This window comes from Pseudomonas sp. RIT778 (assembly GCF_019718735.1).
Lineage (GTDB): Bacteria > Pseudomonadota > Gammaproteobacteria > Pseudomonadales > Pseudomonadaceae > Aquipseudomonas > Aquipseudomonas aphyarum.
Window position 1 is genome coordinate 83,761 of record NZ_JAIHBA010000005.1, and the last position, 14,718, is coordinate 98,478.

Here is a 14,718-nt window from a genome sequence, read left to right on the forward strand (position 1 = left end):
CGATCAGCGCAGGGTGTCGACCATGTCCGCGATGGTGGTCAGCACGTCTTTGCCCAGTTGCTTCGAGCGCTTGCCCGACCAGCCGGTGAGCGGGTTCGGCGCGTCATCGTGATCCTTGAACGGCATTTCCAGGGTCAGCGACAGGCAGTCGAACTTCTGACCGACGCTGTTGCAGGCCAGGGTCATGTTAGCCTGGCCCGGCTCGTCGCGGGTGTAGCCGTACTTGGTCTGGAAGTCTTTGGTGGTGTGCTTCAGGTGGCTGCGGAAGTGCTCTTCGAGCTTCTCCAGGCGCGGGGTATAACCCGGATTGCCTTCGCAACCGGCGGTGAACACGTGGGGAATTTCTTCGTCGCCGTGTGCGTCGAGGAACAGATCGACGCCGTACTTTTCCATCTGCTGCTGTACGAAAAGCACTTCCGGGCTGATTTCCTGACTGGCGTTCTGCCAGGCGCGGTTCAGGTCTTGGCCCATGGCGTTGGTACGCAGGTGACCGTGGAAGGCACCGTCCGGGTTCATGTTCGGCACCAGGTACAGATCGGCGCTGGCCAGCAGTTTGTTCAGCACCGGATCGTCATGATGTTCCAGGCGTTCGATCACGCCTTCCATGAACCATTCGGCCATGTGCTCGCCGGGATGTTGCTGGGCGATGATCCAGATCTTGCGGCGACCTTCGGCGCCGGTGCCTTTGCGCAGCAGCTGGATGTCGCGGCCTTCGACGCTCTTGCCGGTGGCCAGCAGCTCGGTGCCGGCCTTGGTCAGCGCTTGCTCGATCAGCCAGTCATGACGGCCACGGCTGTAGGGTTCGAAGTAGGCGAACCAGGCGTGGGTCTGCTCGGCTTCGAGGCAGAAGCGCAGGCTGTCGCCTTCGAATTGGGTTGGAATGCGGAACCAGTTGACGTGGTCGTAGGAAGCGACCGCCTGATAGCCGGTCCAGGCCTTGTTGTAGGAGGATTGGCTGGCGTTGACCAAACGGAACCAGTGTTCCTGATGAACATGCAGGCCGCTGGCCTTGAAGTGGAACCACTGGAAATGAGCGCTGCGGGTATCTGGCCGAATTGCCAGAACCGGGTTGAGCGGATTGCTGATGTCGATGACTTGGATGTTGCCGCTGTCGAAGTTGGCGCTGATGTCGAACGAAGATTTGGCCACGGTCATAATCGGTTCCTGAATATGATTTTTATGGCGGCTACTTTACACGCAAGACAGGGGTGAAACCGAGGGAAATTGCGGGTTGTGGCGGGGGGCGTCCTCCATGACGCGGATGCAGCTTAGTGGCTGTGCGATTGATTCTCAAGTGCTAATTGGCATTACTTTGCCCCAATGTGGCCGGGGTCTGCTTGCCAAGCAATATTCTTTTGATATTATCCGCGCCATCGAATTTGCGGCATCCAAAGACTTCATTAGCCTGAAGCCACAAGCCAGAAAACTGGCAAAAAAAAGACCCGGCAAAAAGCCGGGTCAAAAACCGTGATTAGCCTGATGAGGAGATAGTCCAGAAGACCGACCTAAGGTCTCTGGTCCATCGACTGATCTCGCGACCAGCTGCTTGCAATAATAATCATTATCATTTGCAAGTCAAATGTTTTTATCTGCGCGATTGGAAAATTCTTTCCCGTCCGTCCGAACTCCCGTCTTCAGCGAACCGCGCCATCGAGCGAGTGATCGACCATCGCCCGCGCCATGTCCACCATGTGCACGACCGAAAACGCCAGATCCCGACTCACGCCCTGCAAGCCGTCCACCGCCTTGAACGCCGTAGCCGCTGCACATCGCAGCAGATCGGAGGCGTGGACCAGGGATTCTTCGCCACTCAGATTGCTGTTCACACCGAAAAAGCGCTCATCCACTTCCGGTTCTGACACAGCTGGTTTCAAGTAATAGTCCAACGCCCGTTGCGCAGCGGCGCACCCTTGCGGGGACGTGAAGGTGGTGTCCATTTGCAGGTCGGGCAAGTCTTTGCTGGTGATATTCATGGTGAAAGGTCACTCCTTGGTCGATTCAAATCCGTGACCCAAGCATAGTACTATCAGTATTTGTGACCAGAATTTAAATACTACAATATGTGTTTTGCCGGCCGCAGGCGTCCACGTATGGTGCCGCACATGGATAAATGGATTGAGTTGGTCAAGGCCAAAATGAGTGAACTCAACGTCACTCAAGTCGAGCTCGGCGAGCGCGTCGGCATGTCTCAGGGCGGTATCGGCCATTGGCTGAACAAGCGTCGCGAGCCCGGCATCACGCAGATGAACCGCGTGCTGAAAGCGCTGGGCATGGAATATCTCGAGGTCGCGGTGGTGATTCGTGAACCGCAGATCGATGCGGATGACGAAATGCCTCTGGCGCAGAAGTACAACCCTTACTTTCGCTATCCGGTCAGCGAGTGGATAGCGCCGGTCGAGGCCCGTGAGAGCCAGCCAGCGTATTCGAGTGCCAAGGACAAGCGACGTTTCGAACTGACGGACTACCACGCCCGTGGCCCCGCGTTCTGGCTCACCGTGATGGGGAATGCGATGACTGCGCCCACCGGGCAGAGCATCGGCGAAGGGATGATGATCCTGGTGGACCCGGCGCTGGAAGCCGAGCCCGGAAAACTGGTGATCGCCCAGTGGCCGGACAGCGACGAGGCGATTTTCCGCAAACTGATCGAAGAGGGCGGCCAGCGTTACCTGGTGCCGCTCAATCCGACCTGGCCGAAAGCCTTGTTGACCGACGAGTGCCGAATTATCGGTGTCGTGGTTCAGGCCACGGCCAAATACTAGTCAGATCGATCCTCGCCAGGCGTAGGATCGATCCACCTTTCACGCTTCTTCCAGCTCGACCAGTGCACTGCCTTCGCTGACCATTTCGCCTTCCTGGCAATACAGTGCCTTGATCACCCCGGCATGGGGCGCGCGGATGCTGTGCTCCATCTTCATCGCTTCCAGCACCACCAATTGAGCGCCGGCCTCAACCGATTGCCCGGCCTCCACCAACACTCGAACGATGCTGCCGTTCATCGGCGCCGTCAGACCGCCCTGATGGCTGTGACTGGCTTCGACAGCACTGATCGGGTCGTAGGTTTCAACGCGTCGCAACTCGCCGTCCCATTGCAGAAACAGAACCTCTCCACGACGAATTACTCGCAGCTGTCGACGCAGCCCATCGTGCTCGACCACCAGTTGTTCGCCGACCAGTCTTGCATTGCCGCCAGCACCGAGCGTCAACGCCCGATCCTGCCCCTCGCAACTCAAATGCAGAGTGATTTCACGGGGCAATCCGGCACGCAAACCGCTGTGAAGCGCCCAAGGCGAAGCCGGATCATCTGCCCGAGCCATCCCCGGCAGACTCTGTGCAAAAGCCTGCGCCGCCGCCTCCCAGAACTCATCACTTAGCGCAGCAGGCGCTGGCAGCAACTGTTCCTGATAACGCGGAATGAATCCGGTATCCAGCTCCGCCGCCGCAAACGCCGGATGACCAATGATCCGTCGCAGGAAGTTGATGTTGGTCTTCAACCCGCCAATCGCAAACTCATCGAGCATGCTCAGCAACCGCAAACGCGCCTGCTCACGATCCTCGCCCCAGGCAATCAGCTTGCCGAGCATCGGGTCATAGAACGGCGAGATCTCATCGCCTTCCTCAACGCCGCTGTCCACACGGCGCCCCGGCCCTGCGGCGGATTCGCGGTACAGATCGAGGCGCCCGGTCGCCGGCAGGAAATCATTCGACGGATCTTCTGCATACAACCGCACCTCAATTGCATGCCCGTTCAGCGGCACTTGATCCTGTGTGATCGGCAGCGCTTCGCCACGGGCGACTCGAATCTGCCAGGCCACTAGATCAAGCCCGGTGATGGCTTCGGTGACCGGGTGTTCGACCTGCAACCGCGTGTTCATCTCCATGAAGAAAAACTCGCCGCGAGCATCCAGCAGAAACTCCACCGTGCCGGCGCCGACGTAACCGATGGCCTGCGCCGAACGCACAGCCGCTTCACCCATCGCCCGACGCAGTTCCGGACTGAGGCCCGGCGCGGGCGCCTCTTCGACGACCTTCTGGTGCCGACGCTGAATCGAGCAATCGCGCTCGTTCAGGTACAGGCAATTGCCATGTTGATCGGCAAACACCTGGATTTCCACGTGGCGCGGCTTCAGCAGGTACTTCTCCACCAGCATCCGCGAATCGCCGAACGACGACTGCGCTTCACGCTGGGCGGATGCCAACGCTTCAGCTAATTGGCTGACATCTTCAACCACCTTCATGCCTTTACCACCACCGCCGGCAGTGGCCTTGAGCAGCGCCGGATAGCCGATGCGTTCGCAGGCAGCGCGGAAGGTGTCCAGATCCTGAGCTTCGCCGTGATAACCCGGCACCAGCGGCACTCCAGCAGTTTCCATCAATGCCTTGGCGGCGGACTTGCTGCCCATCGCATCGATGGCGGAGGCGGGCGGGCCGAGGAAAATCAAGCCCGCCGCTTCGATGGCGCGGGCAAACCCGGCGTTCTCCGACAGAAAACCATAACCCGGGTGAATCGCCTGAGCGCCACTGGCCTTGGCCGCTGCGATCAGTTTGTCGATTTGCAGATAACTGTCGGCCGCTTTGCTGCCGCCCAGATCGACGCGGATATCCGCTTCACGGCTGTGCCGCGCCTCGCGGTCGGTGGCGCTGTGCACAGCAACGGTGGTCAGGCCCAAGGCTTTGGCGGTACGCATGACCCGGCAAGCGATTTCGCCACGGTTGGCCACCAGCAGGGTGGTGAGAACAGGTGCGCTCATCAACGCGGCTCCTTGGTGGTGGTTGCGGCTTGCCAGCTCGGCGGGCGTTTCTGCAGGAAGGCCCGCAAGCCTTCCTGGCCTTCCGGGCTGACACGGATGCGGGCGATGGCGTTTTCGGTGTAACGGCGCAGGGCCGGCGTCAGCGCGCCGTTGCCGACTTCACGCAGCAGATCCTTGCTGGCGCGCATGGCGGCGGGGCTGTTGAGCAGCAGGTTGTCGATCCATTGCTCGACTTTCTGCTCCAGTTCAGTCGCCGGATAGCTTTCGGACAACAAACCGATTTCCCGCGCCCGCTGCCCGCCGAAACGTTCGGCCGTCAGCGCATAACGCCGTGCCGCGCGCTCGCCGATGGCTTGCACCACGAACGGGCTGATCACCGCTGGCGCCAGGCCGATGCGCACTTCCGACAGACAGAACTGCGCGTCATCGGCGCCAATCGCCATGTCGCAGCAACTGATCAGGCCCAGCGCGCCGCCGAACGCCGCGCCTTGCACCACGGCCACGGTCGGGATCTTCAGCTTGGCGAGGTTGTACATCAGCTCCGCCAGTTCCCGGGCGTCGTCGAGGTTGGTGTGGTAATCGAGTTCGGCCGATTGCTGCATCCAGGCCAAATCCGCGCCGGCGCTGAAGTGTTTGCCACGTCCGCGCACCAGCAGGAAACGCAGGCTGGCGTCGCTGGCGACCTTGTCCAGCGCCAGGATCAGTTCGCGGATCATCTCGGCGTTGAACGCGTTGTTCTTTTCTTCGCGGCTCAGCCACAGGGTTGCGAAACCCCGTGGATCGCTCTGCAATTCGAGGGTGTTGAAGTCGCTCATGAGGTTCTCCCGATCACATCCGGAACACGCCGAAGCGGCTCGGTTCGATAGGCGCGTTCAACGACGCGGACAAGGCCAGGGCCAGCACATCGCGGGTTTGCGCCGGGTCGATGACGCCGTCGTCCCACAGCCGTGCGCTGGAATAGTAGGGGTGACCCTGCTCTTCGTACTGGTCGAGAATCGGTTGCTTGATCTCGCTTTCCTGCTCGGCGCTGAACGCCTGGCCGCTGCGTTCGGCCTGCTCGCGCTTGACCTGAACCAGCACGCCGGCCGCCTGTTCGGCGCCCATCACGCCGATCCGCGCGTTCGGCCACATCCACAGGAAGCGCGGATCGTAGGCCCGCCCGCACATGCCGTAGTTACCGGCGCCGAAGCTGCCGCCGATGATGACGGTGAATTTCGGCACCTTGGCGCAGGCAACGGCGGTCACGAGTTTCGCGCCGTGCTTGGCGATGCCGCCGGCCTCGTATTTCTGGCCGACCATGAAGCCGGTGATGTTCTGCAGGAACAGCAGCGGAATCCCGCGCTGGCAGGCCAGTTCGATGAAGTGCGCGCCTTTTTGCGCGGCTTCGGCGAACAGGATACCGTTGTTGGCGAGGATCGCGATCGGGTAGCCGTGCAGGTGGGCGAATCCGCACACCAGCGTGGTGCCGAACAAGGCTTTGAATTCATCGAACACCGAACCGTCGACCAGCCGAGCAATTACTTCGCGCACATCGAACGGCTGCTTGGCGTCCGCCGACACCACGCCGTACAACTCATCGCTGGCGTACAGCGGCGCAATCGGCGCGCGCTGCTGCACTTCGCCGAGCTTTCGCCAGTTGAGGTTGGCGACACTGCGGCGGGCGAGGGCCAGGGCGTGCTCGTCGCTTTCGGCGTAATGGTCGGCAACCCCGGAAGTCTTGCAATGCACATCGGCCCCGCCGAGGTCTTCGGCGCTGACCACTTCACCGGTCGCGGCTTTCACCAGCGGCGGGCCGGCGAGGAAAATCGTCGCCTGATTGCGCACCATGATCGCTTCGTCAGCCATCGCCGGCACGTAGGCGCCGCCGGCAGTGCAGGAGCCCATGACCACGGCAATCTGCGGAATGCCCATGGCGCTCATGTTTGCCTGATTGAAGAAGATTCGCCCGAAGTGCTCGCGATCCGGGAACACTTCGTCCTGACGCGGCAGGTTGGCGCCGCCCGAGTCCACCAGATAAATGCATGGCAGACGGTTTTGCTGGGCAATGGTCTGGGCGCGCAGGTGTTTCTTCACGGTCAGCGGGTAGTACGAGCCGCCTTTCACGGTCGCGTCGTTGGCGACGATCATGCACTCGACGCCTTCCACCCGACCGATCCCGGCAATCACGCCAGCGGCCGGCACGTCTTCGCTGTACACGGCGTGGGCGGCCAACTGACTGATTTCCAGAAACGGCGAGCCCGGATCGAGCAAGCGGTTGATCCGCTCACGTGGCAGCAGTTTGCCGCGCGAGGTGTGACGTTCCTGAGCTTTCGCGCCGCCGCCCTGGGCCACTTGGGCGAGCAGAGTGTGCAGGGCGTCGACCTGTGTGAGCATCGCCGCGCTGTTGGCGGCGAACTCCGCTGAACGAGGGTTGAGCTGGGTATGCAGGATAGCCATGGACAGCTCCGTTTAGCGGGTTTCGTTGAACAGTTCGCGACCGATCAGCATGCGACGGATCTCACTGGTGCCGGCGCCGATTTCGTACAGCTTGGCGTCACGCAGCAAACGACCGGCCGGGAATTCGTTGATGTAACCGTTACCGCCGAGAATCTGGATCGCGTCCAAAGCCATTTGCGTGGCACGTTCGGCGGTGTAGAGGATCACGCCGGCGGCGTCCTTGCGCGTGGTCTCGTTGCGCTCGCAGGCCTGGGCCACGGCGTAGAGGTAGGCGCGGCTGGCGTTGAGTTGGGTGTACATGTCGGCGACTTTGCCTTGGATCAGCTGGAATTCGCCGATGCTCTGGCCGAACTGCTTGCGGTCGTGGATGTACGGCACGATCAGGTCCATGCACGACTGCATGATTCCGGTCGGGCCACCGGACAGCACGACGCGCTCGTAATCGAGGCCGCTCATCAGCACTTTCACACCGCCGTTGAGCACGCCGAGGATGTTTTCTTCTGGTACTTCGACGTCATCGAAGAACAGCTCGCAGGTGTTGGAGCCGCGCATGCCGAGCTTGTCGAACTTGTTGCTGCGGCTGAAGCCTTTCCAGTCACGCTCGACAATGAACGCGGTGATGCCGTGCGGGCCTTTTTCCAGGTCGGTCTTGGCGTAGATCACGTAAGTGTTGGCGTCTGGGCCGTTGGTGATCCAGGTCTTGCTGCCGTTGAGGACGTAGCGGTCACCGCGTTTTTCGGCGCGCAGTTTCATCGAGACCACGTCGGAGCCGGCGTTCGGCTCGCTCATCGCCAGAGCGCCGACGTGTTCGCCGCTGATCAGCTTCGGCAGGTATTTGGATTTCTGTTCGTGGTTGCCGTTGCGGTTGATCTGGTTCACGCAGAGGTTGGAGTGGGCGCCGTAGGACAACGCCACGGAAGCCGAGCCGCGGCTGATTTCTTCCATCGCCACGACGTGCGCCAGGTAACCCAGGCCGGCACCGCCGTACTCTTCCGGCACGGTGATCCCGAGCAGGCCCATGTCACCGAACTTGCGCCACAGATCGGCCGGGAACAGGTTGTCGCTGTCGATCTGCGCGGCACGCGGGGCGATCTCCTTGGCGACGAAGGACTGAACCTGATCGCGCAGCATGTCGATGGTTTCGCCGAGGGCAAAGTTCAGGGATGGGTAGCTCATGGGTCACCTTTTGGCTTTTTTGTAGGGTGGGGAGAAGGGCGTTTCAGTTCTCACCTTTACGTTAACGTAAGCCTGTGACGAATGGCTGTCAATCACCCTTTACGTTAACGTCAACTTGAGCGAGAGTAGAGCCAGTTCTGAATGGTCGGAGCTGCCGTAGCTCCGTTCCAACACCCACTAATAAAGACAATAGGGGTCGTCATGGATCAACCCAGTGCAAACCCGCAGCGCAGCTACACCCGTGGTTCCCAGGACAAAGCCTTGCTGGCGATGACCATCGGGCAGAAGTTCGACGAGACCGTCGCGCAGTACCCGGACGGCGAGGCGCTGGTGGTGCGCCATCAGCAGCTGCGTTACACCTGGCGGCAACTGGCCGACGCGGTGGACGTGCATGCCAGAGCGCTGCTGGCGTTGGGTTTGCAGGCCGGTGACCGGCTCGGCATCTGGGCACCGAATTGCGCGCAATGGTGCATCACTCAATTCGCCACCGCGAAGCTCGGCGTAATCCTGGTCAACATCAACCCGGCCTACCGCAGCTCCGAACTCGAATACGTACTCAAGCAATCCGGTTGCCAATGGCTGGTCTGCGCCGGTGCATTCAAGAGCTCCAACTACCACGGCATGTTGCAAGGCTTGCTCCCGGAACTGGCCGAGCAATCCATCGGCGAACTGCGCAGCGAGCGCCTGCCGGAGCTGCGTGGGTTGATCAGCCTTGATCCCCAGCCGCCTTCGGGTTTTCTCCCGTGGTCGCAACTGGCAGATCTGGCCGCCAGTGTCTCTCCAGAACAATTGCGTGAACGCAGCGACAGCCTGCACTTCGATCAACCGGTCAACATTCAGTACACCTCCGGCACCACCGGTTTCCCCAAGGGCGCGACCCTCAGTCACTACAACATCCTCAACAACGGTTACATGGTCGGCGAAAGCCTCGGCCTGACTGCGGCTGATCGGCTGGTGATTCCGGTGCCGCTGTATCACTGCTTCGGCATGGTCATGGGCAACCTCGGCTGCATCACCCACGGCAGCACGATGATTTATCCCAACGATGCCTTCGATCCGCTGCTGACCCTGAGCACCGTCGCCGAAGAAAAGGCCACCGCGCTGTACGGCGTGCCGACCATGTTCATCGCCATGCTCGATCAGCCGCAGCGCGCCGAGTTCGACCTGTCGACCCTGCGCACCGGGATCATGGCCGGCGCCACCTGCCCGATCGAAGTGATGCGCCGGGTCATCAACGAGATGCACATGAGCGAAGTGCAGATCGCCTACGGCATGACCGAAACCAGCCCCGTGTCCCTGCAGACCGGGCCATCCGACGAACTGGAACTGCGCGTGACCACCGTCGGCCGCACCCAGCCGCAACTCGAAAGCAAGATCATTGACGAGGCCGGCAACCCGGTTCCGCGCGGCACCATCGGCGAGCTGTGCACCCGTGGCTACAGCGTGATGCTCGGCTACTGGAACAACCCCAATGCCACCGCCGAAGCCATCGACGCGGCGGGCTGGATGCACACCGGCGACCTGGCGAGCATGAACGACGAGGGTTACGTGTGCATCGCCGGCCGCAACAAGGACATGATCATCCGTGGCGGCGAGAACATTTACCCGCGTGAACTGGAAGAGTTCTTCTTCACCCATCCAGCGGTGGCGGACGTGCAGGTGATCGGCATTCCCTGCTCGCGTTACGGCGAGGAAATCGTCGCCTGGATCAAATTCCATCCCGGCCACAGCGCCACCGAACAAGAACTGCAAGCGTGGTGCAAGGAGCGTATCGCCCACTTCAAGACGCCGCGTTACTTCAAGTTCGTCGAGGAGTTTCCGATGACGGTAACGGGCAAGATCCAGAAATTCCGCATGCGCGAGATCAGTATTGAGGAGTTGCGCAGTAACGAGGGTTGAGGAGCAGATCTGTGGGGGCTTGGCTCCCACAGTGTCCTGCGGGATTTCGGAAAGCCAGACAGCACAAAGGGGAGCCGAAGCTCCCCTTTAATTTTGTCGTCGCGTGCTCTTTTTTATTATTGAGGGGCGGTCTGTTGTTGTTTTTGGCAACCGTGGCCCTTTACCGCTGTTTTTGGCGACCCCCATCCGGGGTCAAGAGCAAACGTATTTTTTTGAGCGCTGATCTGCTTTCTCGTCTAGCGATCCAACCGATTCGGGAGCTACCTGAAGGTAGTTTTATTGTTCTCTGCCCGGTTGCGGGTCATTCCGAGGAATACCCTGAAAAGCACACCTTCTCCAAAAAAATCTGTTAGCTGCGTCTCTGCCGTGTTGTTTTTGTTATGTCAGAGTCGGTACGTCTTATTTTTATTGGTTTGCTGCTTTTTATTCTTGTTATGCCATAGAGATAGCAGAAGCCGTGCCAACTTTTCAAAACCCTTGTAAATCAAGGGTTTGAGATTTTTGAAGGATTTTTCCTTCAGGCAAAACCAGACAATTTGTTTCCGTGTTACTCGCTTGTGCCCACGTTTCGCGCTCGGCGGTAACACCATCCCCTCACTGTGCGCTGCGAGCCTTGGCCACGCGCGAACCGGTCGGGCGACCCAGCACGGCGCTGATCTGCTGGCCGGCGGCAATCAAGGCGTCGAGGTCTATGCCGGTCTCGATGCCCAGGCCGTTGAGCAGGTACACCACGTCTTCGGTGGCGACGTTACCGCTGGCGCCCTTGGCGTACGGGCAGCCGCCGAGGCCGGCGATCGAGCTGTCGAACACCGCGATGCCTTCCAGCAGGCTGGCGTAGATATTGGCCATGGCCTGGCCGTAGGTGTCGTGGAAGTGGCCGGCGAGTTTTTCTCGAGGCACCTGTTTCGAGACCACTTCGAACAGCCGGCGGGTGGCGCCCGCAGTGCCGGTGCCGATGGTGTCACCCAGCGAAACTTCATAGCAGCCCATCGCGTACAGCTCGCGGGCCACCATCGCCACCTGTTCCGGGGCGACCTCGCCTTCATAAGGGCAACCCAGTACGCAGGAAACGTAACCGCGCACGGTAACGCCGTGCTGTTTCGCCGATTCCATGATCGGCGCGAACCGCGCGAGGCTTTCGCTGATCGAGCAATTGATGTTGCGCTGTGAGAACGCTTCGGACGCGGCGGCAAACACCGCGACTTCCTTAACCCCGGCGGCCAGCGCATCTTCAAAGCCGCGCAGGTTCGGCGCCAGTGCGCCGTAGGTCACGCCGGGCTTGCGCTGGATTTGCGCGAATACGTCGGCGGAACCGGCCATCTGCGGCACCCACTTGGGCGAAACGAAACTGCCGACTTCTATATAGCCGAGGCCGGCGGCACTCAGCGCGTCGACCAGTTGCACCTTGTCGGCGACGCTGATGGGCTGGGCTTCGTTCTGCAGGCCGTCACGCGGGCCGACTTCGATCAGGCGTACTTGGGAGGGGAGGGACATGGCGTTGACCTGCTCTTTGAATTCCTGCGGAACCTTTGTGGGAGCGGGCTTGCTCGCGAAAGCGGAGTGTCAGCCGACAAATCTGTTTCTGAAACACCGCTTTCGCGAGCAAGCCCGCTCCCACATTGGGATTTATTTAGGTTACTGAACTGATTGCTGACTCTTCAGCGTCTGCTCCAGCGCCTGCACGCAGCGTTCTTCGGCGGTGTCGAGTTCCAGCTTCATCTGTTCGATGTCCAGCAGTTGCTGTTCAAGCTGTTCCCGGCGTTCGCTGATTTTCGCCAGCATGCTGTTGAGTTGTTTGGTGTTACCGCTGGAAGGGTCGTAGAGCTCGATCAGTTCACGGCACTCGGCCAGGGAAAAACCGATGCGCTTGCCCCGCAGGATCAGCTTCAGGCTGACCTTGTCGCGCGGCGAATAGATGCGTTCCTGGCCTCGGCGCTCGGGGCTGAGCAGGCCTTGTTCTTCATAGAAACGGATCGCCCGGGTGGTGATGTCCAGCTCGCGGGCGAGGTCGGAAATGCTGTAGGTCTGGCTGCTCATGAAAGCGCTCGAAGAAGGGTCTTGGCGCTAAGCTAATGGCAGGTTGACGTTTACGTCAAGTGGCGGGCGCCTGCAGCTTGTCGAGCTTCTTCTCATGCGCTGTCACTTGCTGGCACAACTCGATCATCTGCTCGCGCATCCAGCGGTTGGCCGGGTCCTGATCGGTGCTTTCGTGCCAGTACAAATGGGTTTCCACCGGCGGCACATCGTTGACCGGCAAATTGAACGCATGCAGGTCATGACGACGGGCGAAACGTTCCGGCACGGTCATCACCATATCGGTCTGCTGCAACACCTGGGACGCCATCAGATAGTGCTGCGAACGCAGGGCAATCTTGCGCTGAATGCCCATTTTGCCCAGCGCCAGATCGACATGGCCCAGACCACTGCGCCGGCTGGAAATATGAATGTGGGTCAGCGACAGGTAATCGTCGAGGGTGAATTTTTCTTTGGTCGCCAGCGGATGGCCCTTGCGCATTGCGCAGACGTAACGGTCTTCCATCAGCTTGACGTGGCGCACCTGCGGGTCGGTGTTGAGCGGCGCATCCACGGCAAAGTCGAGACGCCCGGCGGCCAGTTCCTTGGTGGTTTCGCGGCGCTTGGACAGAAAGCTTTCGATGATTACCGTCGGCGCCAGACGACGCAGGCGCTGGAACAGCGGCGGCAGAATCACCGCTTCGGTCAGGTCGGTCATGCTGATGCGGTAGGTCTTGACCGCTTGCGAAGGGTTGAAAATCCGGCTTTCCTGAACCGATACCCGCAGTAGCGACAGTGCGTTTCGCACCGGGCCGATGATGTTCTGCGCCATGGGCGTCGGCACCATGCCCTGGGCGGTGCGCACGAAGAGCGGGTCGTTGAAGGTCTCGCGCAACCGTGCCAATGCGTTGGACACCGCTGGCTGGGTGATGCCGACAATCTGCCCGGCGCGGGTCAGGTTGGCTTCGGTGTAGATCGCGTCGAAGACGATGAAAAGGTTGAGGTCGACCTTGCTCAGATTCATTACGCGGCTCTCTTGTTATAGGTGGAGGGTACAGGTCAGGGCTGCCCGGAAAATCAACCAATCATATATCGGTGATGAATGTTTATACACGCCGAGAATAGGCTAGGTAAATTATCAACGCTGTTCTAGCATCGATTGCATGACTTAAACAACCTGCCGAAAAAAGGTAATTGCTCATGGATTTCGCTTATTCGCCCAAGGTGCAAGAACTGCGTGAGCGCGTGACCGCGTTCATGGACACTTACGTTTACCCGGCCGAAGCCGTGTTCGAGCACCAGGTCGCCGAAGGCGATCGCTGGCAGCCGACGGCGATCATGGAAGAACTCAAAGCCAAGGCAAAAGCCGAAGGTCTGTGGAATTTGTTTCTGCCTGAGTCGGAACTGGGCGCCGGCCTGACCAACCTCGAATACGCACCTTTGGCAGAAATCATGGGCCGTTCGCTGCTCGGTCCCGAGCCGTTCAACTGCTCGGCACCGGACACCGGCAACATGGAAGTGCTGGTGCGTTACGCCAACGAAGAACAGAAACAGCGCTGGCTCGAACCGCTGCTGCGCGGCGAGATTCGCTCGGCGTTTGCCATGACCGAGCCGGACGTCGCGTCCTCCGACGCCACCAACATGGCCGCCCGTGCCGTGCGCGATGGCGACGAGTGGGTCATCAACGGCAAGAAATGGTGGACCTCCGGCGCCTGCGATCCACGCTGCAAGATCCTGATCTTCATGGGCTTGAGCAACCCCGACGCGCCGCGCCACGCCCAGCACTCGATGATCCTGGTGCCGGTCGACACCCCCGGTGTGAAGATCGTCCGTCCGCTGCCGGTGTTCGGTTACGACGACGCACCCCACGGTCACGCCGAAGTGCTGTTCGACAACGTACGAGTGCCGTACGAAAACGTTCTGCTCGGTGAAGGACGCGGCTTCGAAATCGCTCAAGGTCGTCTCGGCCCGGGCCGGATTCACCACTGCATGCGTTCGATCGGCATGGCCGAGCGCGCACTGGAACTGATGTGCAAACGTTCAGTGAGCCGTACTGCATTCGGCAAACCGCTGGCGCGTCTGGGCGGTAACGTCGACAAGATCGCCGACTCGCGGATGGAAATCGACATGGCACGCCTGTTGACCCTGAAAGCGGCGTACATGATGGACACCGTGGGTAACAAAGTCGCCAAGAGCGAGATCGCGCAGATCAAGGTCGTCGCACCGAACGTCGCGTTGCGGGTGATCGACCGGGCGATCCAGATCCATGGCGGGGCAGGGGTGTCGAACGATTTCCCGCTGGCCTACATGTACGCCATGCAACGCACCCTGCGCCTGGCCGACGGCCCGGACGAAGTGCACCGCGCGGCGATCGGCAAGTTCGAGATCGGCAAGTACGTGCCGAAGGAAATGCTGCGTAGCGGTCATTAAGACCACGGCGCCTGCT

The 14,718-nt window shown here is 60.4% G+C and carries 13 protein-coding genes; 4 read left to right on the plus strand and 9 right to left on the minus strand.

Translation table 11 applies throughout. From position 1 onward, the window contains the following. Positions 1-3: 3 nt before the first annotated feature. Positions 4-1,155, minus strand: coding sequence for a M14-type cytosolic carboxypeptidase (locus K5E37_RS04360; protein ID WP_221533210.1), 1,152 nt, complete (start codon positions 1,153-1,155; stop codon positions 4-6). A 97-nt stretch (positions 1,156-1,252) separates the two neighbouring features. Between K5E37_RS04360 and K5E37_RS04365 the strand changes: the two genes are divergently transcribed. Next, positions 1,253-1,471 carry a hypothetical protein gene (locus tag K5E37_RS04365; protein ID WP_139834507.1) on the plus strand — a complete coding sequence of 73 codons (219 nt, stop codon included), beginning with the start codon at positions 1,253-1,255 and terminating at the stop codon, positions 1,469-1,471. Positions 1,472-1,634: 163 nt separating this feature from the next. On the opposite strand, the gene K5E37_RS04370 is transcribed toward K5E37_RS04365, so the two are convergent. Then, positions 1,635-1,973 (minus strand): DUF6124 family protein, encoded by a 339-nt coding sequence (locus tag K5E37_RS04370; RefSeq protein WP_221533211.1) that lies wholly within the window; start codon positions 1,971-1,973, stop codon positions 1,635-1,637. Positions 1,974-2,102: 129 nt separating this feature from the next. Here K5E37_RS04370 and K5E37_RS04375 point away from each other — a divergent pair, with 129 nt between their 5' ends. Then, entirely contained in the window at positions 2,103-2,759 is a 657-nt protein-coding gene (locus K5E37_RS04375; RefSeq protein ID WP_221533212.1) for a LexA family transcriptional regulator, read from the plus strand. 39 nt (positions 2,760-2,798) lie between these two features. On the opposite strand, the gene K5E37_RS04380 is transcribed toward K5E37_RS04375, so the two are convergent. Genes K5E37_RS04380 through K5E37_RS04395 form a run of 4 tightly spaced genes read right to left on the minus strand, consistent with a single transcriptional unit; the run spans position 2,799 to position 8,360 of the window. Then, positions 2,799-4,748 (minus strand): acetyl/propionyl/methylcrotonyl-CoA carboxylase subunit alpha, encoded by a 1,950-nt coding sequence (locus K5E37_RS04380; RefSeq protein WP_221533213.1) that lies wholly within the window; start codon positions 4,746-4,748, stop codon positions 2,799-2,801. After that, on the minus strand, positions 4,748-5,563 hold the full coding sequence (locus K5E37_RS04385) for a gamma-carboxygeranoyl-CoA hydratase (protein WP_085712437.1): 816 nt from the start codon (positions 5,561-5,563) through the stop codon (positions 4,748-4,750). Before K5E37_RS04385 ends, K5E37_RS04380 begins: the two co-directional genes overlap by 1 nt. Before the next feature lie 13 nt (positions 5,564-5,576). Next, a complete protein-coding gene (locus K5E37_RS04390; protein ID WP_085608354.1) occupies positions 5,577-7,184 on the minus strand; it encodes a carboxyl transferase domain-containing protein in 1,608 nt (535 codons plus the stop codon). Between the two features lie 12 nt (positions 7,185-7,196). Further along, positions 7,197-8,360, minus strand: coding sequence for an isovaleryl-CoA dehydrogenase (locus tag K5E37_RS04395; protein ID WP_221533214.1), 1,164 nt, complete (start codon positions 8,358-8,360; stop codon positions 7,197-7,199). A gap of 201 nt (positions 8,361-8,561) precedes the next feature. Here K5E37_RS04395 and K5E37_RS04400 point away from each other — a divergent pair, with 201 nt between their 5' ends. Further along, positions 8,562-10,259, plus strand: coding sequence for an AMP-binding protein (locus K5E37_RS04400; RefSeq protein ID WP_011335000.1), 1,698 nt, complete (start codon positions 8,562-8,564; stop codon positions 10,257-10,259). Positions 10,260-10,853: 594 nt separating this feature from the next. Here K5E37_RS04400 and K5E37_RS04405 read toward each other — a convergent pair. The 3 genes from K5E37_RS04405 to K5E37_RS04415 all read right to left on the minus strand — a co-directional run bounded on the left by K5E37_RS04405 (position 10,854) and on the right by K5E37_RS04415 (position 13,296). Beyond that, complete coding sequence (locus K5E37_RS04405) at positions 10,854-11,753, minus strand: hydroxymethylglutaryl-CoA lyase (protein ID WP_007951509.1); 900 nt, start codon at positions 11,751-11,753, stop codon at positions 10,854-10,856. Positions 11,754-11,894: 141 nt separating this feature from the next. Then, entirely contained in the window at positions 11,895-12,296 is a 402-nt protein-coding gene (locus K5E37_RS04410; protein ID WP_085690041.1) for a MerR family DNA-binding transcriptional regulator, read from the minus strand. Positions 12,297-12,351: 55 nt separating this feature from the next. Next, positions 12,352-13,296 (minus strand): LysR family transcriptional regulator, encoded by a 945-nt coding sequence (locus K5E37_RS04415; RefSeq protein WP_011334997.1) that lies wholly within the window; start codon positions 13,294-13,296, stop codon positions 12,352-12,354. A gap of 176 nt (positions 13,297-13,472) precedes the next feature. Here K5E37_RS04415 and K5E37_RS04420 point away from each other — a divergent pair, with 176 nt between their 5' ends. Next, the gene (locus K5E37_RS04420; RefSeq protein WP_221533215.1) at positions 13,473-14,702 is read left to right on the plus strand and encodes an acyl-CoA dehydrogenase; all 1,230 of its coding nucleotides are present in this window, start codon (positions 13,473-13,475) and stop codon (positions 14,700-14,702) included. Positions 14,703-14,718 lie beyond the last annotated feature (16 nt).

What these genes read in the sequence shown, in the direction of transcription:
- K5E37_RS04400 (WP_011335000.1), top strand. Translation starts at nt 8,562, where the DNA reads ATGGATCAACCCAGTGCAAACCCGCAGCGCAGCTACACCCGTGGTTCC.
- K5E37_RS04385 (WP_085712437.1), bottom strand. Translation starts at nt 5,563, where the DNA reads ATGAGCGACTTCAACACCCTCGAATTGCAGAGCGATCCACGGGGTTTC.
- K5E37_RS04390 (WP_085608354.1), bottom strand. Translation starts at nt 7,184, where the DNA reads ATGGCTATCCTGCATACCCAGCTCAACCCTCGTTCAGCGGAGTTCGCC.
- K5E37_RS04360 (WP_221533210.1), bottom strand. Translation starts at nt 1,155, where the DNA reads ATGACCGTGGCCAAATCTTCGTTCGACATCAGCGCCAACTTCGACAGC.
- K5E37_RS04415 (WP_011334997.1), bottom strand. Translation starts at nt 13,296, where the DNA reads ATGAATCTGAGCAAGGTCGACCTCAACCTTTTCATCGTCTTCGACGCG.
- K5E37_RS04380 (WP_221533213.1), bottom strand. Translation starts at nt 4,748, where the DNA reads ATGAGCGCACCTGTTCTCACCACCCTGCTGGTGGCCAACCGTGGCGAA.
- K5E37_RS04405 (WP_007951509.1), bottom strand. Translation starts at nt 11,753, where the DNA reads ATGTCCCTCCCCTCCCAAGTACGCCTGATCGAAGTCGGCCCGCGTGAC.
- K5E37_RS04375 (WP_221533212.1), top strand. Translation starts at nt 2,103, where the DNA reads ATGGATAAATGGATTGAGTTGGTCAAGGCCAAAATGAGTGAACTCAAC.
- K5E37_RS04420 (WP_221533215.1), top strand. Translation starts at nt 13,473, where the DNA reads ATGGATTTCGCTTATTCGCCCAAGGTGCAAGAACTGCGTGAGCGCGTG.
- K5E37_RS04370 (WP_221533211.1), bottom strand. Translation starts at nt 1,973, where the DNA reads ATGAATATCACCAGCAAAGACTTGCCCGACCTGCAAATGGACACCACC.
- K5E37_RS04365 (WP_139834507.1), top strand. Translation starts at nt 1,253, where the DNA reads ATGACGCGGATGCAGCTTAGTGGCTGTGCGATTGATTCTCAAGTGCTA.
- K5E37_RS04410 (WP_085690041.1), bottom strand. Translation starts at nt 12,296, where the DNA reads ATGAGCAGCCAGACCTACAGCATTTCCGACCTCGCCCGCGAGCTGGAC.
- K5E37_RS04395 (WP_221533214.1), bottom strand. Translation starts at nt 8,360, where the DNA reads ATGAGCTACCCATCCCTGAACTTTGCCCTCGGCGAAACCATCGACATG.